Source organism: Bifidobacterium sp. MSK.17.10 (assembly GCF_019129655.1).
GTDB classification, from domain to species: domain Bacteria; phylum Actinomycetota; class Actinomycetes; order Actinomycetales; family Bifidobacteriaceae; genus Bifidobacterium; species Bifidobacterium adolescentis.
The window spans coordinates 116,069-141,212 of the sequence record NZ_JAHOJD010000002.1 but is presented as its reverse complement, the minus strand read 5'-3'; the positions used below and the strand labels follow the sequence as shown (position 1 = coordinate 141,212).

Here is a 25,144-nt window from a genome sequence, read left to right as displayed (position 1 = left end):
TTGCTCCTATATATAAAGGTATGTTTCGCTCGGGTACTCGGATATCAGATCAGGCCTGACCATTGATGGCGTCGAACATGGAGAACATCGGCATATACAATGCCACCACCATGAAGCCGACCACCACGCCGAGGAACAGAATCATCAGCGGTTCCAGCAACGAGGTGAGCTGTTTGGCCATGGATTGGGCCTCTTCGTCATACGCTCGGCCCGCACTGGACAGCATTTTGTCGATGGCGCCGGAGTCCTCGCCAATGGCCACCATCTGCACCAGCATGTTCGGGAAGATCTTTTCGGTGCTCATGCTGTCGGCCAGACGGTAGCCACGTTCCACCAAACGGCCCACACGCTTCGAAGACGAATCAATCACATAGTTGCCCGAAGTCGATCCGACGATATCAAGTGCCTGGAGAATCGGCACACCGGAAGCGAGCATGGAAGAGAAATTATTGCAGAAACGGGCCAAGGCCACGTTGGTGTCCAGCTTGCCGAACACCGGTGCCTTGAGTGTGAACGGATCCCACCAAGTGCGGATGATGTCTTTGTTACGGTTGCGCTTCCAGAACATGGCCAGCGCCACGACGGCCACGATCAGCATCGGAAGCACGTAGGGCATCACTTTGCCGAGGTCCACCAGGATCTGGGTCACGAACGGCAACTGGGCATTCATGGAATCGTACATGCTGGCGAACATCGGCACGATGGTGAGCAGCATCACCATCACCAAGATCAGGGCGATGCCCAGTACCACGACCGGATAGGCCATGGCGCTTTTGATCTGCCCTTGGAGCCTCACATCCGCTTCGAAGCTGTCCGCCACGGTGAGCAGCGATTTGTCTAGGAAGCCGCCGGTCTCGCCAGCACGAACCATGTTGACCATGATCGGCGGGAACAGGGAATCGGGATCCGCCGACATGGCTTCGGAGAAGGACGAGCCGCCTTCCACTTGCGCCACGCAGGCCTGCACCGCCTTACGGAGCTTCACGTTCTCGATTTGTTCGGTGACGATGTTCAAGGCTCGGATCAGCGAGACGCCAGCCGCCACCATGGTGGCGAGCTGCCGTGCCGTTACGGCGAAGTCTTTTTTGCTTGGATATTTCTCGAACGCTTTGATGTTGATTTCAGTGTTGAGACCGGTGCCGGCAGCTGTGTCGGTCAGATCGGTCGGATACAGTCCGATTTTTTTAATGCGTTCAATGGCTTGGTCGCGCGTCTGCGCTTCGACCACACCCTTCTCTTTACGCTGGCCGTCGAATGAGACGCCCTTGTAACGCCACTGCCTGGTGCCGTTATCCATTGAAACCTGCGCGTCGTTGCCGGCCATACTTTCCCCCCCAAAGAATCAAATGATGTTCGATTGTGTTTGATTACGGTTGATACAAGAATGTCGGGGACATACAGGGTCCCCGACATCCGCGGTACAGCATTGCTACAAATCACTTAGCAGAGATCTGACCAGTAGCAGAATCATATATAAAGGTCTTGCAATTCCCGTCGGAAGAATTTGTACCTGTAATCTTGTAAGTGTTCGCACCCGCTGTTGCGTTGAATGTCAGAGTCACGTTCTTGCTGACATTAACGGTATTGCCATCGTAGATATCGCAGCCAGCGGTATCAGAGCACGTGGTCGCCTTGAGTGTTGGAACCTTCCCTTGATTCTCGGTCATGATGGTTTCCATAACGAGGCTGGCGTTCTTAACGTCGGTCTGGGTCGCGGAATTCCATGCGGCCTTGCGCTGGTTCAGGTAGATCGGCACGGCCACTGCGGCGAGGATGCCGATGATGATGACGACCACGAGCAGTTCGACGAGGGTGAAGCCCTTTTCACCCTTGGCGCGGCGATTGAGTGCGTTGCGTACGCTCTTCATAATGAACCCTTCTTTCCAATTGGAAGGACATACCGTGGGACCGTCCAACTTCGGATGATCCACAGCGATTCTTCTTTGCGTTATTACCCCTTGTAGGGGTGGCTGGCTCACATAACCAACAACTCTCAGCGTAGTCGTATTGACATCGTTTGCAGTACCAGATGCAGTGCATCAATCACACCAATGATGTTTCATCCACCGTTTTCATCACAACCCCGAATCAAACTTTTTCAATACGATTGCATAACCCCTCTTCACACAATCACCACCGTCCGATTCCGTAACATGCGTCGAATCCGTCGGTCTATCGGTGTATCTCTTCGTCTGAAACGTTTGCCCCGGAATAGTTATATTTTCAATAGTGTTTCAGAAAATATTTTCAGCATGTTTTGACGAAAATTCATCAAAAAACCATTTTCCCCCGGGCATGTCGGGGGTATTTGAAAGTATAGAAAAAGGGCTCCCCCACAAGGGAGAGCCCTTACAGACACCGTCATTCAACGACATTGACTGAAGTCGACCGAAGCACTCGAACCCACATTGCGAGCTGTAAACGATGTCAATGTGTTCGAGGTGACCGGCTTGCCACCCACATACGAACCCGTCACCGGCGAATACCGCACCACGCGCGTACCGCCATCCATGCTGAACAGTTTGTTTTTGAACAGCGAATCATCGGACGTTGAAGCGGTACTGTTGTTCATCACCGCCGTCAACACCGCATGCTCGCTCCACGCTCCCCCCGCACCGGTTGCGTATGGTCTGGTTTTCACCACGACGGAACCATAATCATCAACTCGCCCGCCGGACCACGTGGCCTCTGTGTACTCAATCACAGCGCATTGCCGAATCCCATCGGCATCAGTGGTCACCAAAGTCAACCTGTCACCGCTGGCAGCCTCTTCCACACCTTCGGCATTGCGAACATATCGGTCCAGAGCCTGCACCGATGTAGCTATTTCCGTAGCCGATCTGGTGCGGATAGCATCGGCTGTGGCGGAATGCAAATATTGCACGATCGACACCGTGAACATGGTGGAAACAATGGCAAAAATAAACAATGAAACCATCATCTCCACCAAGGTAACGCCGCCTTCCCCACGAGCACGCCTACGGAGCGCACGTAATAATCGGCGATTCAGACTGAATCCAGAGTTCTTCTCTTCCATAAGCCGTCCCGCTCCTTCAGGCCCCGATCACATTCAACAGTTCATTGGTGGTATACACGGCCGTTTTGTCTGCGTCAATATTGTCCGACCAGGTGACGCCTACCACCACGCGTACCATCGGCATATACGTTTTCGCCATAAAGGTGAATCCCTTAGTAGGAATGTTGTCCTGACTCAGGATGCTGAATCGCAGCGAGGCGTCAGGAGTACCGTCAAGACCGCTAATGGATGCATGCCCGTCAATACCCAGTTCCGAAGCGGTTCTACAATCCATGGTGCCGCTTTCCCGATAGCACTTCTCAATCACGGTGTTCACCGTATATGTAGTATGTTTGGCGTCTTTGCCCGTGGTAGTGCGCACCGGCTGAATGTACTTGCTCGTATCGGCATCCGGAGTGGCCGTAGCCTCCAAATCCGAGAATTGCGAGGTGATGGCCCCCACTGCCGTGAGATTCGCATGTGCTTTCTTCACATCATCCACACCCATGCCAGGCAGCAAATCCGTGTAATAGGAGGATGGCGCAGAAGTATGATCCGCTATCTGTGCGCGCATGCGTTCGATACCATCACTACCCAAAGCAATGGCTGCTGAACGCTGCTGCTGGGCATAAGAAGTACGAATCGCAGTAATCGCGAACTGTGCGGCGGCAAGACCTGTGATGCTCAGCACCACAATCGCCACCAATACCTCAACCAATGTGAAACCCGACTCGCCACGTTTCGGCAATCGTTTGACGTTATGTATTGCAAGCCCTGTCGCGGCATCATTTACCGCCCTACGCCAGCTGTGCTCCATGAGCAGCTCCTTCATGCAGTATCACCCCATCATCGGAGGCAACAGGAAAAATCACCGCAGAAAAGGCGGTGCATGAATATCTGTACTGTATCACGATTCCCTGCCAACGTTTTCACACCCTTCCAAACACCACATGACAATTGGCGTTTCAGTCACAAAGCCGCTAAACTATGCGAGTAGTAGTGCACAACACTGCAATCGTTAGCTCACATGACCATGAACAACTGAACATTCTCAGGCCCGCAAACACCTGTGTTCGCAAAGGGTCATAAGTCATACCGTGCGTTCCGGCGCATGGTCCAGGAGGTCATTATGAGCGACGCCGGTTCGGGAAGCCGTTTCCCTTTCCTCAAGCGCAATCGAAACGACGACACGCCGAGCGATTTCTCGCAGCGCATGGATTTGAACTCCCCGGTCACAGGAGAAATCAACCAGATTTTCACGCCGAGCCAGCCACGCCATGCCGCTGCACCCAGCGACGCCACTAGCGACTTTCCCGCCATGCCCACATCCACCGAAGGCATGGACGAAAACACCGAACGCGAATATGCTATGGCGCTAGCTCAAGGCATGAGTCTGCCGTTCGTAGACCTCAACGAATACCAAGTAGACAAAGAAGTCATCAGCATGGTGCCGGACGACCTGTGCCGTCGCAACCAGCTGCTGCCATTGTCCATTGTCAACGGACGCATCACCGTGGCCATGGCCAACCCGAAAAACTTCGCCGCCATCGACGACGTGTCCGCCAGCACCGGCATGCCGGTCATTCCCATGGTGGCCATGCCATCCCAAGTGAAGGATGCCATCAATCGCTATCTGCGCGCCAACGCGGAATTGACTGAGCTTTCCCACGAAATCGCCGCAACCGCGAAAAAGGAAGTCGACCTCGAATCCGACAGCGGCGAGGACGCTTCCCCCGTGGCACGCTTCGTCAGTCTACTTATCAACCAGGCCATCGACGACCACTGCTCCGATATCCACATCGAACCGCAGGAAGACGGTCTGCTCGTGCGCTACCGTATCGACGGTGTGCTGCACGTATTCCAAAAGGCGCCGAAAGCCATGACCCAAGGTGTGATCAGCCGCATCAAGGTCATGTCCGATATGGATATCGGCGAGCGCCGTAAGCCGCAGGATGGCCGTATCACCGTCAAGCACAATGGTCAGAAGGTGGATCTTCGTGTGGCCGCACTGCCGACGGTATGGGGCGAGAAGATTGTTATGCGAATCCTGAGCACGCCTTCGGGCAATCTCAAGGTGGAGGATTTGAATTTCAGCCAACGTAATTTCGACGTGTTCTCCAAGGCGTACAACCGTCCGTATGGTCTGGTGTTGGTCACCGGTCCTACCGGTTCGGGTAAGTCGACCACGTTGTATGCCACGTTGGGCGATGTGGCGAAGCCGGAAATCAACATCATCACGGTTGAGGACCCGGTGGAATTCCGTATGAGAGGCATCAATCAGGTTCAGGTGAACAACAAGGCCGGTATGACGTTCGCCGCGGCTCTGCGTTCGATCCTTCGTGCAGACCCTGATGTGGTGCTCATCGGCGAGATTCGAGATCAGGAGACCGCCAACATTGCTATTGAGGCTTCGTTGACCGGCCATTTGGTGCTTTCCACCCTGCACACCAATGATGCGCCAAGCGCGGTGACACGTTTGACGGAAATGGGTGTGGAGCCGTTCCTATTGAGCTCGTCGCTTGCTGCGGTGATGGCTCAGCGACTGGCTCGCCGCCTGTGCAAGAAGTGCAAGCGTCAGGATACTGCCACCGAGGCGGAGCTTCGGACGTTGGGTGTTCCACACATGCCAGATACCCCTCTTCCGACGATATGGCGTCCGGTAGGATGCCGAGAATGCGCCAACACCGGCTATAGCGGCCGTGTGGCCATCCAGCAGGTCATGGGCGTGGATTCAACAATGGAGGATCTTATAGCCCGTGGCGCCACGTCGATTGATATTGACAAGGCGGCGAAGGAGCAAGGCATGACCACACTTCGTAAGGACGGTTGGCAGAAGGCGCTTCAAGGCATTACCTCCGTGGAGGAAGTGCTTCGCGTGACGGTGTAGGTTCCACCTGACGTTACATGCACCTATGCACCTCTCCGCACTTATAAAACACCTATAAAACGTTCGGTTGCGTCGGCGCGTCGAAGCGCCGGCACGACCGACATTTTCAAACAGCAACCCACCTATTAAAAGGACAATGATGACCATCGAGCAAACGTGGAACAATGGCGGATATCTTTCCGGTCTCAAAGGCGTGACCATTCCCAACAACACTCCATCGTTCAATGAGGATCCCCGCAAGGGACGTCATTGGTCTTCCGACAATGCGATTCAGGCAGATGATGAAAGCCTTAAGGGCATTTTCGCTTCGCTTAATTCAATGCCGACTGTAAGCCAGCAGGATGTGCAAATTCCCGACCCGCAGCCAGTTTCACAGTCTCAACCATCCGAACAGTCTGTTGCTCAACAACAGACTACGCAAGCCATACAACAATCGCAGGAAGCGCATGTTTTTCCAACAACAATCGACCGTCAACCAGTCGGTACCGGCAGCCTGCAGTTTGATGAGGACACTGACGCGACCCAGCAAAATCCCGCATATGAGGAGCATGGGCCGATCCAGCAGATCGACAGCAATCCACCGTCCTTCGTACCGGGTGCCACACCATTCGCTAAGCGACAGGCCGACATCGCCGAAACCGCAGCGCAGCAGATGCCTCCGACCATCACTCACATTCCGCAGGACGCAGCTTTCCAAAGGCCGCAGCCACAGCAACAGCAGATGAGTCAGCCCCAGCCGCAGACCAGGCCATTCGCGGATTTCGTAGTGCCTGAAACCAACGACGCCGACGAGGATGCCGTTCCGGAAGAACGTAAGATCAAGGCCGAGCAGGTCGAACAGACGCTGCGCACCGAACATCCGGACGCGGACGACGAATTCGTGTCGGCCATCCGCCAGCTGGTTAAGCTCAATGCGTCCGATTTGCACTTGGTAATCAACGACCCGCCAATGCTGCGCGTGGATGGCAAGCTGCGCCCCGCCAAGGGATTGAGCGTGTGGACGAAGGATCACACGTACGAAGCAGTGAAAGTCATGACCAACGAATTAGAGATGGAACGTTTCAAAGATGATCTGGAACTTGATATCTCCTTCGCCATTGGCGATCTGCTGCGCTTCCGCGTGAACGTATACCGCGACCGTATGGGCGTATGCGCCGCGTTGCGTACCATTCCTACGGAAATCAAAACCGCGCAGGAACTGGGAATTGACCCGCGTATCGCCAACCTTGCGCTGTTGCCACGTGGTCTGGTGCTTGTATGCGGCCCGACCGGTTCCGGTAAGTCGACCACACTGGCCGCAATCGTGGACAAGGCGAATGCGGAACGTGCCGACCATATCATCACCATCGAAGACCCGATCGAATTCGTGCATCAGCATAAGCGTTGCGTGATGAGCCAGCGTGAGGTGGGCACCGACACGAAGAGCTTCGCGGAAGCACTGAAACGCGCGCTGCGTGAGGATCCGGACATCATCGAAGTCGGCGAGCTTCGAGACCTGGAGACCATCTCCACCGCATTGACCGCAGTGGAGACCGGCCACTTGGTGTTCGCTACCTTGCACACGCAGGACGCAGGTTCCACCGTGGACCGTCTGATCGACGTGTATCCGGAAAACCAGCAGCAGCAGATTCGCGTGCAGGTGGCTTCCACCCTGCGCGCCGTAATCGTGCAGACGCTGATTCCGCGTGCCAGTGGCCATGGTCGTGCGCCGGCAACCGAGGTGATGATCAACAATCCTGCCGTCGCCGCGCTGATTCGCAGTGGCAAGGCGCATCAGATCCGGACCGTGCTGCAGTCTGGCGAGAAGGAAGGCATGCACACGCTCGATCAGGATCTGGCGCGACTGGTGAACAAGGGCGTGATCACATTCGAGGACGCGCTGGTGAAGGTGCAGGTACGCGAGGAGTTCGAGAAGCTCTGCGGCGCGCGCAAGTCGTTCTAAGGATGGCCGGCACAGCTGGCGCGATGGTGTGCCCATGCATCCAATGGCGGTTCCGCAACATGGAATATGACGGAACCGCCATGGTCCATGCGCGGCCACGCAATAATCGCAAAGTCACGCAGCAATCGCTCGTATTTCGAACGCAACGGGAAACAGGAAACATGAGTTCTGCAACAGTAGCAGCCACAGACAACAGAACACGATGCGACGCAATCCGGCATTGGCTCTCGCCGCATCGTCTGCACTGCATCGTGCTCGCGGCGTACGTCATCGTGGTGGCCACAGTGATGTGCTTCCACGAACCATGGTTCGACGAGGCACAAGCCTGGCTCATCGCGCGCGACTGCTCCTGGCGGGAGATGATTCTGGAGCGCCCGCACTATGAGGGGCATCCTCCACTGTGGTGGATGATGCTTGCCATACCCGCCAAGCTTGGCGTGCCGTACGAGATGGGATTGAAGACCATCAACCTCACATGCGCCGCGCTTATGATCTGGCTGTTGGAGTTCAAGACCAAGCTCCCTGAGGTTCTTAAGGGCATCCTCCCTTTCTCCTATTTTCTGTGCTACCAGTACGGCGTCACGTCGCGTCCCTATGCGCTGATGGTCGCGGCCATGCTGCTGGTGGCCATCAACTGGAAAAACCGTGACGAGAAACCGTGGCGCGAAGTGCTCAGCATGATGCTGTTGTGTCTGACCAGCTCATATGGACTGGTCATCGCAGGCATGTTCGCGGCGAATTGGGTGGTGCGGTTCGTCCGGCAGGAACACTCGCTGATACGTAACCGGCAACGGTTCGCCGCGCTGCTGGCGCTGCTCGCGGCGGCGGTGGTCATACTGATCGACGTGATGCCCGCAAAAGACGTGTATTCCGGCAATTTCGACATCTCCGGCATGACGCAGCCGGCACCACTATGGATGCAAATTTGCAATTCCTGGCTGCTGCTGCCGGCCGAAGCATTATTCACCTCGACGGTGTCGGATACGAATCTGGTATTCATCGGCCTGTCGTCGACACTGCTGTACACGGGAACCGTGTCATGCCTCATGTGGGCCCCGCTCATCCACATCAGCCGACGCCGGCACAACGCAATGCTGCTGCTGAGTTCATACACAGTGATGTGCTTGGTGTTCGCGCAGCATTTCTCCATGCACCATCTGGGCATCCTGCTGGGATTTTTCATCGCGGTGCTCGCGATTGACTGCGACGAGCGACGTATCAGCACGGACGACTGGCCGGCCTGGTGCATCACCATGGCCGACCGATTCATCGGCAAGCTTGGAGCGAGGAAAGCGCGCAACTATCTCATCACGCTGAAGGCCCTCGCTTTAGGTGCCATGCTCATCAGCGTGTATTGGACGATCAACGCCAGCATATGCGACATACGATACGAGTATTCCTCATCCCGGACGGTGGCCTCGTTCATCAAGACCAATCATCTGGAGCAATACCGTTGGATGGCTGGCTGGACTCGCATCAATTCCACGAATGCGTCCCCGGATGTCAAGGAACGAATCAATCAAGGCGGCTACTGCGCCGATGGCAAGGACTGCATCGACTACACATCGTGGGTGAGCGGAACACTGGTCACCGCCGACCCGTACTTCAAGCGTACGCTCATGTCCAATGCCTACAAAGGGCGCAGCTACATCTCTTGGGAATGGTGCATAGACCCCTATGCCGGCAAACAAGACATCGAAACCTGGAGATCATGGGGCGAACCCGAATTCTACGACACCATCTATCAGCCGTTCTTCTTCAGCGCCCTCGGCTATGACCGGAACGACTACACGAAAATACGCATCGCCGAAACCGTCACGCCATGGAAAGACCAGCGATCGCGCGGTTCCGTGGAAATCTACGTACGCAACGACATCTACAAGAACGTCCTGCACTCCCCTGACACCGGCATCGCATGGCCGGATGGAGCCAAACGGCGGTAGATGGGAGCATCGGTGCATCACACGAGCAAGGTAGTCTGAGAATATGCCGTACCACAACCCGAATTCACGCAGCCGGCGGAATGTCCTACGCATCGTGGGCGTGCTCGTCGTGCTTGCCGTCATCGCCGGCGTCGCCAATTTCCTGCACGCCACCACCAGTGAAGCGGCCGGCAATGTCAAGCCGCAGATCGAAACCATGCAAGGCATCCGGCAGACCGCGCAGGACAGCATCACGTTCGCGCAGGGCCTGGATGATCCGGACCGATTCGCCGCGCACATCGAAACCGTGCAGCAGTGCATGGACGATTACGACCGGCTTGCCGACGCCAAGCAGATCAAGTATCTGCTGTCGGACAATCTGCAGGAACGCATCATCGGACTGTTGTACCGCAACCAGCAGCGCACCATCATCGACAGCATGCGCGTGGCGGCACATAATCTCGACGGACAGACCAAGGAGCTGCTCAGCGCGGTCGACGCGGCCATGGCGGACGATTTCAGCCAGCATGCGGCGCAATGGCTGCTGCAGGTGGACGATCCGACGCAGGCGAACGAGCTCATCGACCGATACGGCAAACAGCGCGCGTATGCATCGATGAGGGAGATGCTCGCCGACCTACGGTCGCTGCACAAACTACGCTCGGACGTGAAACAGCAGGTCTCGACTGCGGTCAGCAATCTGCATAACGCGGAAGCCGCAGCGGCTGCGATCGCCGTGCCCGAACGCAACGGTGATCTCGATCCGGCCGGATGGTACACGCTCGCCACGAACGTGGCATCGACGATGGGCGTGCAGATCGAACAGACCATGGAATTCAACTGCGGCGGCCAGTCAGGTGAGAATCCGAGTGGATTCGTGGCTGCGTATTACTGCCAGATGCCCGACCGCTCGCAGAGGAATGTCGTGCATATGCTCACCACGCATCCGGATTGGACGCAGACCGCGCGAAGCCCTTGGCTGGTGGACATGGTCAAGCACGAGCTCTCGCACCGCTCGATCATGATCTCCTGCGGCACCACGCAACCGACAATCGCAGCCGACCGTACGGAGGCGGTGACGAATTCCTATTCGGTGCTGTTTTTCGGGGCCGACCGCGACCGCATCACGAATCAGCAGCAGGGTGTCGCCGAATACGCGATGGATGCATCCAGCGATCAGCTGGCCACCGCCATCCACGATGGCAATTGCGGGTGAGGTAAGCCAGTTCTCGCTTGGCGACTATTGCACATCCTTGAATTCGATAGTCCAGTTCTTCGCGTCGTCGCCAAGCACATTGCGCACATACTGCTCTAGAATAGTCCGCGCGCGAGCTTCGGCTTGGGCAAGCAACGCCGAATCGGTTTTCGCCTGCTTCAGCATGCTTTGCTGGGCCTTATCAAACATTTCCGTTTTCTCTTCGGCGGTAATCGAAGTGGCGAAACCAGTGCTCACCAGCGGTTTGCTGAACGACTTCTCATTTACATCCGGATCATCCAACACGTGAGCTGGAGGCACGGTAATGATTACTCTATGACCGTTGGCATCTGGACTAATTGTTACTTTATCGGCATCAATACCGTACTTCACGATGCCACTGTATTCCATCCACATACGTTTGTAGCCATTATTGAAGAACCACGATCCCTCATGACTGAGCTTGGCCGTGTTGTGGTAATAACATTTTAATGTGGCCATCTGTGCGATATACGTGGCATTCGAGAAAGTTGGGATAGCTTCTTTCTTTTCCTCGCCGCACCCTACAGCAGAACATGCAAGCGTAGCAACACATAATGCGGCAATCGCACGTTTCATGGAACGATTATTCGTCAGCATGCGCGGTCTCCTTAGTGAGCTTTACGGTCTCGGCCTTCTGCAATTTGTATCCTTTTGCTTCCACGAGATCCTTGGTCAACGCATCCACAGTTTGTTCAAGATTGCTGGCAGCAATAGAAATAATGTCTCCGTTTGTCTTGGTTTCCTGTTGCGCATCCTGCTTGCAAAGCTTGATCACCTCATCAATTTCAACGGACGGATTGTTCTCGAAAAAGTCGAGCCTGCCGCTATCAACCACGACGTCCCCAATAGTCGGCTTCGGCAGAATCGGAGTGACGGTCTTCGCGGTATCGTCCACTTCGAACGTGATATCGCTCATCTTGACGCCAGCAGTCACCGTCGCCTCATATGCAACATGCCACTTGTCCTTACCAGCATTGTCTTTCTTTACAGCAACACCGCCATAATGGAATTTCGCGGTCGATAGATCGTCGATATTCACAGCCGCCTGCAACTGGCTTTCCACACTGATGGTAGATTCGGTCCTTGCATTGTCAAAAACAGGTTTAACGACACCGTTCCACACAAACAGGACAACTGCAACAGTGACAATTGCCGCAACAGCGCCAAACAACACCTTACGCAACTTTTTTGCACTGAGATCGCCGAACAACCTATCGCAAAGACCGCCCCGCCTCCTTCGACTCCCGTCATTTCTCGCCAACGCACATTCCTTTCACGGTTCTCTTCCGTCAACAATTCTATCCCCGCATGCAAATACATAGGGGCGTCACAAACGTCTCAGGAAATAATACGGGGAAGCCCATCTCGTGGAATGATTATCGGAAATAATCCGATATTTGATGACGTTTCATCATAATGAAAATGCCCGCCATGTCTTCCTGCAAGGCAGGACAGCACACATACCACTTACTACTTCCACGCCGGCTTAAACATTCGGATGGGATACTCAAAAGAGCGTGGAAGAGGCGACCTGCTATTCAGCACACGAAATGCTGCAGCCGAACGTACAATGGTCGCCCCATGTCTTCGCTATTCGACGATGCCGTTTTTGGACTAAATCAGCCAATCGGTCACGTCCTCCTCGGAAACAGATTCCGAGAAACGGTGCCCGGTAAGCCATGTACCGCTGCCTGCCATTTTCTGGAGCGTGGATGCACTGTTGCCGATATCGGAGCTGGCGGAAGTGCAGAACGGAATGATCGTCTTACCTGCGAAATCGTTGGATTTGACGGAATCGTTCACCAGCCAAACAGGTGCCATCCACCAAATCGGGAAGCCCAGATACACAGTGCTGCCGGCACAGACCATGTCATGGGCCGGAATCATTCGCGGCCGGCACGTTCCTTGACATAACCGACGAAGCGGTCGACCGCCTCAGGGGTGTCGTGGCGAAAGAACATGCTGGTCTTGGTGTCAAGGCCCGCGATGGTTGTCATCTCGCTGTCGGAGAGCCGGAAATCGAAGATGTTCAGGTTTTCTTCCATGCGCTCCTTGTGCGTGGACTTGGGCAGAGCGACGATGTCGCGCTGGGTGAGCCAACGCAGGATCACCTGCGCGACGGACTTGCCATGTACCTCGCCAATCTTGGCCAGGGTGGGATTGGAGAACATGTTCTGCATGCCCTCCCCGAACGGAGCCCATGCTTCCTGAGCCACGCCCCGCTTGACCATGTTCTTGCGAGCTTCGATCTGCTGGTTGAGCGGATTAGTCTCGACCTGATCGGCCATCGGGGCGATCTCATTGAAGGCGACCATGTCGGCCAGACGGTCCGGATAGAAGTTGCTCACGCCGATGGCGCGGATCACGCCGTCCTTGTAGAGCTTTTCGAGTGCACGCCACGCGCCGTAGGTATCGGAAAACGGCTGGTGCAGTAACACCAGATCGAGATAGTCGGTGCCAAGCTTCTTCAAGGACACATCGACGGACCTCAGCGTGTTCTCATAGCCGTAATTGCTGATCCAGATCTTGGTAGTGAGGAACAGATCCTTACGATCGATACCGGAATCCTTGATTCCTTGGCCGACTTCGGCCTCGTTGAAGTACGACTGTGCGGTGTCGATATGGCGGTACCCGGTCTCGATGGCCTCGCGCACGCAGCGAGGAGCATCGTCCTTGCTGATCTGGAAGACGCCGTATCCGATCTTCGGAATCTCAACACCGTTGGCAAGTTTCACGTATTCCACTGTTTTTCCTTCCATAAATTCGTCGGTATTCAGTGCCGGCATGTATGCCGTTCTGACCCCCAAGATAAAATCCGGTAGCTGCTACCGGTCAAATTACGGCACGCCGGTACTATCTACCGGTATTAATAACCGGAAATGTGACATGATAGGTACAAACAAAAAAGAACAATGCGCCTCAAGCCCGACCCCATCCGGCGGCACCCGCCGAACGTCCTGCCGCGCAGCGTCCGAAAGGAGCCACGTATAGCAATCACGGCAGTGCCACTCCATAAGAACATGAAAACCTATACGATGAAGCAGGCCTGCAAACTAACCGGCATGAATTACGAAGCATTGAAGTTCTATTGCAATTCAGGACTCGTGCCCGGTCTCAAACGAGACCAGAACAACCGACGCGTCTTCGACGCGCGATGCATCGCATGGATCAACGACCTGACATGCCTCAAACGCTGCGGTCTGGGCATCAAGGAGATGCGGCACTACACGCAGCTCTGTCTTGAAGGTGAGTCATCGATACCGGAACGTCAGGAAATCCTTGCCGAAAAACGCGAGCATCTGGAGACGCAATGGAGGAACTGCGTAAAGCCATCGCCTACATCGATGAAAAACAGCGCTTCTACGCCGACGTGACTGCCGGCAGGACGGCATACTGCAGCAACGTCATCGACACGACGCAAAGCGACTGACTGCGTTCCGTAGGTGATTTTTGCGTTCCGTAGGCGATCAGCTTCGAATCCGGACACGAGCAAACGCCTAATTCCAGGCATCTCGCCGATGCTTATCCGGCAGCAACCACCTACGGAAGCCCAAAATCACCTACGAAATCGCGCCTGTCAAGGGACGTAGATAGATTAAGCACTGTTGTAAACATGCGGGGGTGCTTGATGGCCAAGTCCATCAAGCTGAGATAGGCATGAACGCCTGACCCTTTGAACCTGTTGGTTAGGACCAACGTAGGGAGCAGATCATGAGCGATGACTCATCCGCCAATGACGCACTCGGCGCATTGCGTGCCGCCATCAAACAAGCCGTCATGGACGTACGCGAGCAGACGCCGCTGGCGCAGTCGTTCACCAATTTCGTGACCATCAATCTCGTTGCCAACGCACAGCTTGCGGCGGGCGGCACCGCGGCCATGAGCTATCTGCCGGATGATGTGATCGCCACCGCCGAAATCGCCGGATCGAACTACATCAACGTGGGCACGTTGCTGCCGTTCTTCAAGGACGCGCTGCCGGAAATCGCGCGCAAACTGCACGAAAACGGCAAGACGTGGGTGCTAGACCCGGTTGCTGCGGGCATTGGCGAAACACGCACGTTCATTCTTGAATCGTTCCGTGACGCGCCTCCGACCATTGTGCGCGGCAATGCGAGCGAGGTCATCGCGCTTGATGCGATGTGGGGGCTGGCCGACGCCGACAGCACTGATCCGACCACGCGTCCGGCTGGAGTGGAGGCCGTTGACGAGGTCGACGCGGCCATCGACGCGGCCAAACGTGTGGCCCGCCATTTGGCGAAGCACTCCCCCGTCGGCAAGGGCGCGGTTGCGGTGTCCGGCGCGGTTGATCTGGTGACCGACGGCGAGCGCACGTTCCGCCTGCCCGGAGGCAGCGCGATGATGACGAAGATCACCGGCGCCGGCTGTTCGCTCGGCGGCGTGACCGCAACGTATCTTGCCGTGGCCGAGCCGCTGGTCGCCGCCCTTGCCGCGTCGCTGCTGTATGATCGTGCGTCCGAAATCGCCGAAGTCAAATCCGATGGCCCCGGTTCGTTCCAGGTGGCGCTGCTCGACGCGCTGTGGAACGTCACCGCCGATCAGGTGGCCGCGTCCGACATCATCGAAACCAACTGACCGCAACGTTCCGTGGATGGTTTCGCACCATCGCAATCGTATATACGGAATATATACGTTCAGTGCGGTGCGACGGAAAATAACAAGACTTCTTCTGGAGCACTTACCCAAAGAACAACAAAGGGGAAACCAATGAATAATTATCCATTCGCCTCGATGCGCGACTGCTTTGATATGAGCGCGTATTTCGTGGTCGGTCCGCAGGATTGCAAGGGCCGGCCGGTGACGGATGTGGTGGATGACGCGTTGCGTGGGGGCGCGACGTTCATCCAATTGCGCGCCAAGAACGCGGATGCGAAGGATATCACCGAAATGGCCCGCGATATCGCGCAGGTCATCAAGAACAGCGGCAAGTCCGATTCCGTGGCGTTTGTGATCGACGACCGCGTGGATGTGGTGTGGCAGGCGCGCGACAAGGGCATCAAGGTGGATGGCGTGCATATCGGCCAGACCGATATGGAACCGCAGGAGGCTCGCGCGCTGCTCGGCGAGGATGCCATCGTGGGCCTGTCCGCCGAGACCGAAAGTCTGGTGAAGCTTATCAACGAGCTGCCGAGCGGCTGCATCGACTACATCGGCGCCGGCCCGCTACATGTGTCCACCACCAAGCCGGAGGCTTCCGTGGGCGGCAACGACGGTTCCGGGCACACGCTTGACGAGGAACAGATCAACGCGATTTGCGCGGCGAGCGAGTTCCCGGTAGTGGTCGGCGGCGGCGTACATGCCGACGATATGGAGATGCTGGCCCGTTCGAAGGCGGCCGGCTGGTTCGTGGTGTCCGCGATCGCCGGTGCCGACGATCCGGAAGCGGCCACCCGCGAAATGGTGACGCGCTGGAAGGCGGTGCGCGGCGACGCGAAGCACGGCTATGCGCCGCGTGTGAAGTAGTCCGTCGTACAGGAAATCGACAAGCCCGCTGAGATGAGCGAGAAGTTCCGCAAGGGTGGTTCTACACTGTATCAGTGAGCTCAGTGAAGATAATCAATGAATCAGTGAGCCTAATAAGGAGAGTTACCATGACTAGCACATTGCCACCGGTATTGAGCATCGCAGGATCGGATTCGTCCGGCGGTGCCGGCATTCAGGCGGATTTGAAGACCATGCTCGCCAACGGCGTGTTCGGCATGACCGCGATCGCGGCGCTGACCGCGCAGAACACCACCGGCGTGACGATGGTCACCAACACTCCCCCGGAAATGCTTGCGGCGCAGATCGACGCGGTGTTCGAAGACATTCCGCCGGTGGCGGTGAAGATCGGCATGGTGTCCAGCGCCGAGCTCATCACCGTGATCGCCGACCGTCTGACCGCGCACAACGCGAAGAACGTGGTGCTCGACCCGGTGATGGTGGCCACGTCCGGCGCGAAGCTCATCGAGGATGATGCCATCGCGGCGCTGACGTCCAAACTGTTCCCGCTGGCCACCGTGATCACGCCGAACATGCCGGAGACCCAGGTACTGTGCGACTTGGCCGTAGAGCAAGGTGCGGGCGCAATCGACTATGAGAACGGCGAATCCATCTCCACCGAGAACGACATGGTGACCGCAGGTCATCTGCTCGCCGGCCATTTCGGCTGCGCGGTGCTCGTCAAGGGCGGCCACGGCACGCATGACGCGAGTGACGTGCTTGTCGAGCCGGATGGCAAGATCACCTGGTTCCGTTCCCGTCGCATCAACAACCCGAACACGCACGGCACCGGCTGCACGCTGTCTTCCGCCATCGCCAGCCATTTGGCTCTTGGCGAGGCGCTGCCGACGGCCGTCGACCATGCCAAGCTGTACCTGACCGGCGCTTTGGAAGCGCAGCTCGATCTTGGACATGGTTCCGGTCCGATGGACCACGCGTGGAAGTGGCGTTGAACCAAGCCACGCAAACCACGCGAACCACGGCAGCCGTTGGAACAGTACAACAAGTAATCGCACGAAAACACACGAGACAACGCTGAGAAAGGTAATCATGACGCTCGATCGCAACGCAGAAAAGCAGGAAGTGCCCGTCAATCCGGAAACCGGCAAACCGTATATCAACACGCTTGCCGCAGTAGCCATCTCCCCCGCCGGAGCCAGCCCGGAGAAGTCCACGTACGTGGCGCAGGCCGTGGACGTAATCCGTGAATCCGGCCTGCCGAACGAGACGAACGCCATGTTCACCAACATCGAAGGCGACATCGACGATGTGCTCAAGGTGATCCGCGACGCCACCATGAAGCTCGCCGGACAGGGCTACCGCACCGACGTGGTGATCCGTCTCGACATCCGCCCCGGTTTCGAAGGACAGATCCACGCCAAGCAGGAACTGGTAAACGAGATTCTGTCGAAATAACCCCCTTTACAGTGGTGAAACGAAACCATTCCATGTAAAAAAGCACGCTTTTTCTCGAAAAAGGCGCGCTTTTCGTGTTCATTTGGGTATAGTGTTGCGATTATGACGACAATGAAGGAAATCGCCGAACAAACGGGGGTATCCATCTCCACTGTATCCCTGGTGCTCAACGGACGCGACGAAGGCAGGGTAAATCCCGCGCTCGCCAAACTCGTACGCAACAAAGCGACCGAGCTCGGGTACAAAATCAATCCGTTGGCGCGAAGCCTGCGTACCAACAAAACCCGAATCCTCGGCTTCATCAGCGAGGAAGTCGCCACCACACCGTACGCGGGCGGCATCATTCTGGGCGCGCAGGACGCGGCCAGCGCCTACGGCTACATGCTGTTCACCGTCAGCACCGACGGCAAGGCGAGCGAGGAAAACGAGATCGCCACACTGAAAAGGTACGGCGTGGACGGATTCTTCTATTCGAAGATGTCGAACCGCATCGCACATGTTCCCGAATCGTTGAACGAATACCCCGTGGTGATGGTGGACGCCACCGACCACGAGAACAAAGTGCCCAGCATCGAGCCGGACGAGTTCATGATCGGCTACGACGCCACGAATCGGCTGATCCAGGCCGGATGCAAACGCATCGCATACGTGGGTTGCGCGGAAAACATGATCGCGCAGGACGGTCGTCTTGCCGGCTACCGCACCGCGTTGCAGGAGGCCGGACGTGCGTTCAACCCATCGCTGGTATGCAACGTAATGAACAACGGTCCAGCTTTACGCGCCGTGAACAAGTTGTTCGACGACGAGCATCCGGACGGCTTCTTCTGCTTCAATGATGCGCGCGCCTGGTATGTGTACGAATGCGCGGCAAGAAGAGGGCTTACGGTAGGCAAAGATATTTCCGTGGTCGGCGTGGACAACCACCGCGTGTTCGCAGAGACACTTGAACCGCAGCTGACCACCGTCGAACTGCCACATTACGAAATGGGCTATTGGTCAGCCTGCAAGCTGATTTCCATGATTGAAGGCAAGGATGTGGATACCAGTTCATGTCCATCCGCCAGAGCTTCCCTGCCGCCGCTTGATGCGCCGATTCCGGCGAAGATCCACTGCGCATTGTTGGAAAAAGATTCCGTCATATCCTGATTTTTCTGTTTTTACAACGATTCAAATGCTTACGATTGTTCGCACAGCCATTTTCTATACATGAAAATTGTGCGTTTGTTCACGACACGCCGAATAAAGCAATCGTGCCAACAGTCCGCCAGCAGTTGATTCAGGCTTAATTTCAACTATCCGCAAATCCTTACAAACGTTTGACGTCAAACGATTGACGTCAAACGTTTGACGAAGCAGTTGCCATATGCTATCTTGAAGCCATGTTCGCTTTTCGGCACGGCAGCTGAAATCCGAGCAGGCGCAAGCCAAAACAACATCGGAAGCGATCGATGCCGCGCGGCAGCGGCACCGCGAAGAGAAAAAGAGAATCAAAATGGCAAGTAAAACACGTTCTGTATGGAAGAATCCTTCCTATCTGCAGAGCTCCTTCGGCATTTTCATGTTCTTCTGTTCCTGGGGCATCTGGTGGTCCTTCTTCTCCCGCTGGCTCACTGACCCGACCCACGGTCTGGGCATGAGCTCCGCGGAACAGGGCCAGATCTACTCCATCAACTCCTTGGCCACCCTGGTCATCATGTTCGTTTACGGCACCATTCAGGACCAGCTGGGCATCAAGCGCAAGCTCGTGATCTTCATCTCTGCGGTCGCTGCATGCGTTGGCCCGTTCGTGCAGTTCGTGTACCAGCCGATGCTGACCGCCGGCGGCACCACCCGATTCATCGGCGTGCTTCTCGGCTCCATCGTGCTGTCCGCGGGTTTCATGGCCGGCTGCTCCCTGTTCGAAGCCATCACCGAACGTTACTCCCGTAAGTTCGGCTTCGAATATGGTCAGTCCCGCGCTTGGGGCTCCTTCGGCTACGCTGTCGTGGCGCTGTGCGCAGGCTTCCTGTTCAACATCAACCCGATGCTGAACTTCTGGGTTGGTTCCATCTGCGGCCTCGGCATGCTGTGCGTCTACGCCTTCTGGGTTCCGGCCGAGCAAAAGGAAGAACTCAAGAAGGAGGCCGATCCGAACGCGGCTCCGACCAACCCGTCCTTCAAGGAAATGGTCTCCGTCCTGAAGATGCCGACTCTGTGGGTGCTCATCGTCTTCATGCTGTTCACCAACACCTTCTACACCGTGTTCGATCAGCAGATGTTCCCGAACTACTACGCCTCCCTGTTCCCGACCACTGAAATCGGCAACGCCACCTACGGTACCCTGAACTCCTTCCAGGTGTTCCTTGAGTCCGCCATGATGGGCGTCGTCCCGATCATCATGAAGAAGATCGGCGTGCGCAACTCCCTGCTGCTCGGCGCCACCGTGATGTTCGCCCGTATCGGTCTGTGCGGCGTGTTCCATGACCCGGTCTCCGTCTCCATCGTCAAGCTGTTCCACTCCATCGAGGTACCGCTGTTCTGCCTGCCGGCGTTCCGTTACTTCACCCTGCACTTCGACACGAAGCTGTCTGCCACCCTGTACATGGTTGGTTTCCAGATCGCTTCCCAGGTCGGCCAGGTGATTTTCTCCACCCCGATGGGTGCTCTGCATGATGCCATGGGCGACCGTCCGACCTTCTTCACCATCTCTGCCATCGTGTTTGCGGCTCTGGTCTACGGCTTCTTCGTCATCAAGAAGGATGATCAGGAAGTCGGCGGCGATCCGTTCTACACTGACAAGCAGCTCAAGGCCATGAAGGCCGCTGGTGCGGAAGTGAAGGCCTGAGTCTCAGCCCGTACTAAGTCGGCGTACGGCGTCGATGGTGGTCGCAACCTACATCCCTTCTCCCGCGATCATCATCGGTACCGTACGCGTCATAACAACAATCGTGGTGTCCGAAGCGTTTCCCTTTTTCCGCTTTGGGCACCATCTTCAAAAAGCTTTTTACCCAACAATTCATAACCCAGATTCAGAAAGGCATTCAACGATGACTGGCTTTACTCCGGACGCACCTGTCCTTCACGAAATCAAGAACCACGGCGAGGAACTCACCAAGGCAGAGGCCGGCGTCGCGGCCTTCGCAGCCAAGCGTAACAACCGCTGGTATCCGAAGTTCCACATCGCATCCAATGGCGGTTGGATCAACGATCCGAACGGCCTGTGCTTCTACAAGGGCCGTTGGCACGTCTTCTACCAGCTGCACCCGTATGGCACCCAGTGGGGTCCGATGCATTGGGGTCACGTCTCCTCCACCGACATGGTCAATTGGAAGCGTGAGCCGATTATGTTCGCCCCGTCTCTGGAAGAGGAAAAGGACGGCGTCTTCTCTGGCTCCGCAGTGATCGGCGACGATGGCAAGCTCAAGTTCTACTACACCGGCCACCGTTGGGCCAACGGCAAGGACAACACCGGCGGCGACTGGCAGGTACAGATGCTCGCCGAACCAGACAACGATGAGCTGACCAGCGCCACTAAGCGCGGTATGGTCATTGATTGCCCGACCGACAAGGTGAACCACCACTACCGCGATCCGAAGGTCTGGAAGACCGGCGACAAGTGGTACATGACCTTCGGTGTCTCCTCTGCCGAGAAGCGCGGCCAGATGTGGCTGTTCTCCTCCGACGACATGGTCAAGTGGACCTATGAGCAGGTGCTGTTCGAGCATCCGGATCCGGACGTGTTTATGCTTGAGTGCCCGGACTTCTTCCCGATCAAGGACGTCGAAGGCAACGAGAAGTGGGTTATCGGCTTCTCCGCCATGGGTGCCAAGCCGTCCGGCTTCATGAACCGCAACGTCAACAACGCCGGCTACATGATCGGCACTTGGACTCCGGGTGAGCAGTTCAAGCCGGAAACCGAGTTCCGTCTGTGGGATTGCGGCCACAATTACTACGCGCCGCAGTCGTTCAACGACGGCAAGCGTCAGATCGTCTACGGTTGGATGAGCCCGTTCGTCGAGCCGATTCCGATGCAGGACGACGGCTGGTGCGGCAACCTCACCCTGCCGCGTGAGATCACGCTGGGCGCCGACGGCGACCTGCACACCGCGCCGGTGGCCGAAATGGAAGGCCTGCGCGAGGATACCGTCGATTTCGGGGCGATCGATCTGGACGTCAGCGGCGAGAAGACCATTGTGGACGATGCCGAAGCCGTGGAAATCGAAATGACCATCGACCTGGCCAACTCCACCGCCGAGCGTGCCGGCCTGCGTGTCCACGCCACCGAGGATGGCGCCTACACGTCCGTTGCGTATGACGATCAGATCGGCCGCGTGGTGGTCGACCGTCAGGCCAACGCTCAGGGCGATCGCGGCTACCGTACGGCACCGCTGTCCGAAGCCGAACTTGCCGCCGGCGAACTCAAGCTGCGCGTGTACGTGGACCGTGGCTGCGTGGAGGTGTACGTCAACGACGGCCGTCAGGTGCTCAGCTCGTACAGCTACGCGTCCGAAGGTCCGCGCGCCATCAAGCTCGTGGCCGAATCCGGCACGCTCAAGGTCAAGTCCCTGGTGCTTCACCACATGAAGTCCATCGGACTGGAATGATAGACGTCTGTCATGGTTGACAGGCAAACGACCATAAGGCAGTAGCAAGGGGTATATGGGAAGGCCTTCGCATCGGAAGGGTGCGGAGGCCTTTCTATATCTGTCTCTCTATATCTAAAGTGATATCTGGGATGGTATCCAACGCACGTTATCTCTCGTTACTGCCGTACTTGCTGTGCGGGTTTGCCTACGTTCCGCCCCACCGTCTATACTGGCGAGCCGGTAACAATCTTTTCTGGCCGATTGGCGGGCAGGCTCCTCACCTTACTGATTTCCCGCAGTCGGTCACGTGCGCGTCCACTTTGACGCAGAAAGCAAGGTGAACGATGGCGGAATCGCACGTTCAACACAAACTACTCGGTATGGCGAAGCGTCGTATTCCAACGCTGATCGCCGTCATCACACTGCTTGTCGTATGGGAGGCATGGGTGCGATTGGGGCACGTGCCATCCACGATGATCGCCACCCCCAGCGAAATCGCGCAGGCGACCGTCGAAACATGGCCGACCCTGTGGCCCGCGACCGAAGTCACGCTGTTGGAAGGCACCGTCGGCTTCCTGTTCGCCGTGACATGCGGCATTCTGATCGGCATTCTGCTGTACTGCTCCCGTATTGCCGATGCCGCGTTGTTCCCGCTGCTGTCGGCCGCGCAGACGATGCCGTTGATTTCAATCGCGCCACTGTTTCTGATCTGGTTCGGTTTCGAGATTTCCGGCAAAATCGTGATCGTGGCCGTGTTCGGCTTGTTTCCGATCGCCGTGCAGACGGTTCGCGGGCTTGAGGCGGTGCCGCAGTTCTATTCCGATGTGGCGTTGACATGCGGCGCGACCCGCGCATGGACGCTGTGGCATGTGAAGCTTCGCGTCGCCGCACGGCAGATTTACGGCGGCATCCGCGTATCCGCCGCATACATCTTCGCCACCGCCACCACTGCCGAGTATCTGGGTGCGCGCAAGGGTCTCGGCATCTGGCTGCAGGCAGCCTACAATTCGTTCCGCACGCCGCTGATCTTCTCGGCCACGCTGGTCATCATCGTCATCACCGGCATACTCATGTGCCTCGTGAATCTCAGCGAACGCCTGCTGCTCGGCCCAGCCGACGCGGACGCCGATCCGGACGCGGACCAGTGAAAACGCAACAATCACCATTGCGGCCCTCATCATCGTCATGCACACCCGTATAATGGGACTCGCTGTTTAGCCAATGTGTGGCAAACCGGCAATGTTCCACAGCTTCGGCGTCAAACGGTCAACCGTGTGGCGGCAGGCACCATAAGGAACGTCGGGGGCATTGGACGAGCGGGGGCCTTAGCCCTTCGTATCGTTTTCTGCCCGAACCCCGCCCGCAGCGTCATCCCTAGAAAACGGTAGAGAAGCAAGATTCAAGGGAAATCGCAAGGTATGAAGAAGACCATCTTCAGCAAAGCAATCGCAATCCTCGGCTCGATCGCCATGCTCGTCGGCGTGGCCGCATGCGGGCAAAGCAACGACTTCACGAAAACCGCGACGGACGGCAACGACCTCACCAAGGTGACGTTCATGCTTTCGTGGGCGCCCGACACCAACCATATCGGCGTGTATGTGGCGAAGAACAAAGGCTATTTCAAGCAGGCCGGTCTTGACGTGGACATCGTGGCGGTGGCGCAGGCCGGCGCGGAGCAGGCCGTGAACAACGGCATGGCGGATTTCGCGCTGTCCAACCTCACCAACGTGGGCATTTACACGCTTAAGGGCGCGAAAATCAAACAGGTCATGCAGGTGCAGCAGAAGCCGAGCGCCATCTGGTGTTCGCTCGCGTCGAACAAGGACATCAAGTCCCCGAAGGATTTCGACGGCAAGACCTTCGCCACGTTCGGCTCCAACGAATCCGACGCAGTGATCCGCCGCATGATCCAGACCGACGGCGGCAAGGGCACGTTCGACAAGGTGACCGTCGGCACGTCCACGTTCCAGACGCTGTCCAGCAAGAAGGCCGATTTCGGCGGATTTTACGCCACATGGGAAGGCGTACAGGCCGACATGTACGGTCCAAAGCTCAACTGCTTCACCGAGCCGGATTACGGCGTGCCTGGCAATGCGGACACCATCGGCGTGATCACCAGCGACAAGACCATCTCCTCCAACCCAGGACTTGTGAAGAAGTTCGTACAGGCCACCAAGAAGGGCTACGAATACGCCTACTCGCACCCTGATGACGCCGCTGCGATTCTCGTCAAGGAGGCTCCGGACGCGAATCTGAAGCTCGACTTCGTCAAGAAGAGTATGAAGACTATCGTGGACGACCAGTATTGGGGCGATCCGGCCAAGATCAAGGACGGCTCGTTCACGTTCGGCACCAACGACACAGCCGGCGCGCAGAAGTACTTTGACTTCCTCGCCGAAGAGAACGCCTACACCGACTCGCACGATAAGGTGATTCACACCGCGCCTGTGGCCAAGGACATCTCGACCGACGAGTTCTTGAAGTAAGCAGTCGCCTGCTCCATCTTCAGCTTTCATAGTGCCAAACATGTGAAACGCGCCCGAAATCACGGGTCGAAGCGCATGTTTGGCACTATTGGTTATTGAGGTGCTGACGCTGTTGGCACATATGGTACCGTACATTTTTGTGCTGGAAAATCGCAGTTGGAGGTTGTGACT

20 protein-coding genes, 2 pseudogenes and 1 riboswitch are annotated in these 25,144 nt (G+C 56.7%); of the genes and pseudogenes, 14 read left to right on the top strand and 8 right to left on the bottom strand.

Translation table 11 applies throughout. The annotated features are described in order from the left end of the window. Window positions 1–49: 49 nt before the first annotated feature. The 4 genes from KSX58_RS02060 to KSX58_RS02045 form a co-directional block, all read right to left on the bottom strand. Window positions 50–1,324, bottom strand: coding sequence for a type II secretion system F family protein (locus tag KSX58_RS02060; protein WP_081337134.1), 1,275 nt, complete (start codon window positions 1,322–1,324; stop codon window positions 50–52). 112 nt (window positions 1,325–1,436) lie between these two features. Then, window positions 1,437–1,868 carry a type IV pilin protein gene (locus tag KSX58_RS02055; RefSeq protein ID WP_070122490.1) on the bottom strand — a complete coding sequence of 144 codons (432 nt, stop codon included), beginning with the start codon at window positions 1,866–1,868 and terminating at the stop codon, window positions 1,437–1,439. Window positions 1,869–2,365: 497 nt separating this feature from the next. After that, window positions 2,366–3,037: a type II secretion system protein gene (locus KSX58_RS02050; protein ID WP_070122491.1), complete on the bottom strand. Its 672-nt coding sequence runs from the start codon at window positions 3,035–3,037 to the stop codon at window positions 2,366–2,368. 16 nt (window positions 3,038–3,053) lie between these two features. After that, window positions 3,054–3,848 (bottom strand): prepilin-type N-terminal cleavage/methylation domain-containing protein, encoded by a 795-nt coding sequence (locus KSX58_RS02045; RefSeq protein ID WP_070122492.1) that lies wholly within the window; start codon window positions 3,846–3,848, stop codon window positions 3,054–3,056. 297 nt (window positions 3,849–4,145) lie between these two features. On the opposite strand from KSX58_RS02045, the gene KSX58_RS02040 reads away from it, so the two are divergent. The 4 genes from KSX58_RS02040 to KSX58_RS02025 all read left to right on the top strand — a co-directional run bounded on the left by KSX58_RS02040 (window position 4,146) and on the right by KSX58_RS02025 (window position 10,983). After that, complete coding sequence (locus KSX58_RS02040) at window positions 4,146–5,903, top strand: GspE/PulE family protein (protein WP_229027036.1); 1,758 nt, start codon at window positions 4,146–4,148, stop codon at window positions 5,901–5,903. 136 nt (window positions 5,904–6,039) lie between these two features. Then, on the top strand, window positions 6,040–7,845 hold the full coding sequence (locus KSX58_RS10350; protein WP_237976431.1) for a type IV pilus twitching motility protein PilT: 1,806 nt from the start codon (window positions 6,040–6,042) through the stop codon (window positions 7,843–7,845). A gap of 161 nt (window positions 7,846–8,006) precedes the next feature. After that, entirely contained in the window at window positions 8,007–9,788 is a 1,782-nt protein-coding gene (locus tag KSX58_RS02030; RefSeq protein ID WP_229026147.1) for a hypothetical protein, read from the top strand. Between the two features lie 43 nt (window positions 9,789–9,831). Beyond that, complete coding sequence (locus KSX58_RS02025) at window positions 9,832–10,983, top strand: hypothetical protein (RefSeq protein WP_003810885.1); 1,152 nt, start codon at window positions 9,832–9,834, stop codon at window positions 10,981–10,983. A 24-nt stretch (window positions 10,984–11,007) separates the two neighbouring features. Here KSX58_RS02025 and KSX58_RS02020 read toward each other — a convergent pair whose 3' ends face one another. From KSX58_RS02020 to KSX58_RS02005, 4 genes are all read right to left on the bottom strand, one after another. Continuing rightward, window positions 11,008–11,601, bottom strand: a complete 594-nt coding sequence (locus tag KSX58_RS02020; RefSeq protein WP_227561622.1) for a DUF4230 domain-containing protein — start codon at window positions 11,599–11,601, stop codon at window positions 11,008–11,010. Continuing rightward, entirely contained in the window at window positions 11,588–12,265 is a 678-nt protein-coding gene (locus tag KSX58_RS02015) for a DUF4230 domain-containing protein (RefSeq protein WP_229037303.1), read from the bottom strand. The genes KSX58_RS02020 and KSX58_RS02015 overlap by 14 nt, the downstream gene beginning before the upstream one ends. A gap of 353 nt (window positions 12,266–12,618) precedes the next feature. Beyond that, on the bottom strand, window positions 12,619–12,891 hold the full coding sequence (locus KSX58_RS02010; protein ID WP_227561618.1) for a flavodoxin: 273 nt from the start codon (window positions 12,889–12,891) through the stop codon (window positions 12,619–12,621). Beyond that, window positions 12,888–13,763 carry an aldo/keto reductase gene (locus KSX58_RS02005; protein WP_138296754.1) on the bottom strand — a complete coding sequence of 292 codons (876 nt, stop codon included), beginning with the start codon at window positions 13,761–13,763 and terminating at the stop codon, window positions 12,888–12,890. The genes KSX58_RS02010 and KSX58_RS02005 overlap by 4 nt, the downstream gene beginning before the upstream one ends. Before the next feature lie 261 nt (window positions 13,764–14,024). Between KSX58_RS02005 and KSX58_RS02000 the strand changes: the two are divergent. The 10 genes and pseudogenes from KSX58_RS02000 (at window position 14,025) to KSX58_RS01955 (ending at window position 24,973) form a co-directional block, all read left to right on the top strand. Beyond that, window positions 14,025–14,434, top strand: a pseudogene (locus KSX58_RS02000) (MerR family transcriptional regulator). A 177-nt stretch (window positions 14,435–14,611) separates the two neighbouring features. Beyond that, a riboswitch (TPP riboswitch) is annotated at window positions 14,612–14,725 on the top strand. Beyond that, complete coding sequence (locus tag KSX58_RS01995; RefSeq protein ID WP_003810896.1) at window positions 14,716–15,600, top strand: hydroxyethylthiazole kinase; 885 nt, start codon at window positions 14,716–14,718, stop codon at window positions 15,598–15,600. (Overlaps the previous riboswitch by 10 nt.) A 132-nt stretch (window positions 15,601–15,732) precedes the next feature. Further along, window positions 15,733–16,482 (top strand): annotated as a pseudogene (locus tag KSX58_RS01990) (thiamine phosphate synthase); the annotation flags it as partial. A 134-nt stretch (window positions 16,483–16,616) separates the two neighbouring features. Continuing rightward, window positions 16,617–17,459, top strand: coding sequence for a bifunctional hydroxymethylpyrimidine kinase/phosphomethylpyrimidine kinase (gene thiD, locus KSX58_RS01985; RefSeq protein WP_003810900.1), 843 nt, complete (start codon window positions 16,617–16,619; stop codon window positions 17,457–17,459). Window positions 17,460–17,556: 97 nt separating this feature from the next. Further along, complete coding sequence (locus KSX58_RS01980; protein ID WP_003810902.1) at window positions 17,557–17,922, top strand: thiamine-binding protein; 366 nt, start codon at window positions 17,557–17,559, stop codon at window positions 17,920–17,922. 102 nt (window positions 17,923–18,024) lie between these two features. Then, window positions 18,025–19,068 carry a LacI family DNA-binding transcriptional regulator gene (locus tag KSX58_RS01975; protein ID WP_003810903.1) on the top strand — a complete coding sequence of 348 codons (1,044 nt, stop codon included), beginning with the start codon at window positions 18,025–18,027 and terminating at the stop codon, window positions 19,066–19,068. A gap of 346 nt (window positions 19,069–19,414) precedes the next feature. Continuing rightward, complete coding sequence (locus KSX58_RS01970) at window positions 19,415–20,746, top strand: MFS transporter (protein WP_034984665.1); 1,332 nt, start codon at window positions 19,415–19,417, stop codon at window positions 20,744–20,746. Between the two features lie 202 nt (window positions 20,747–20,948). Beyond that, a complete protein-coding gene (locus KSX58_RS01965) occupies window positions 20,949–22,505 on the top strand; it encodes a glycoside hydrolase family 32 protein (protein ID WP_042991016.1) in 1,557 nt (518 codons plus the stop codon). Between the two features lie 326 nt (window positions 22,506–22,831). Beyond that, complete coding sequence (locus tag KSX58_RS01960; RefSeq protein WP_217735884.1) at window positions 22,832–23,635, top strand: ABC transporter permease; 804 nt, start codon at window positions 22,832–22,834, stop codon at window positions 23,633–23,635. A 270-nt stretch (window positions 23,636–23,905) separates the two neighbouring features. Next, window positions 23,906–24,973 (top strand): ABC transporter substrate-binding protein, encoded by a 1,068-nt coding sequence (locus KSX58_RS01955; protein WP_217735885.1) that lies wholly within the window; start codon window positions 23,906–23,908, stop codon window positions 24,971–24,973. Window positions 24,974–25,144 lie beyond the last annotated feature (171 nt).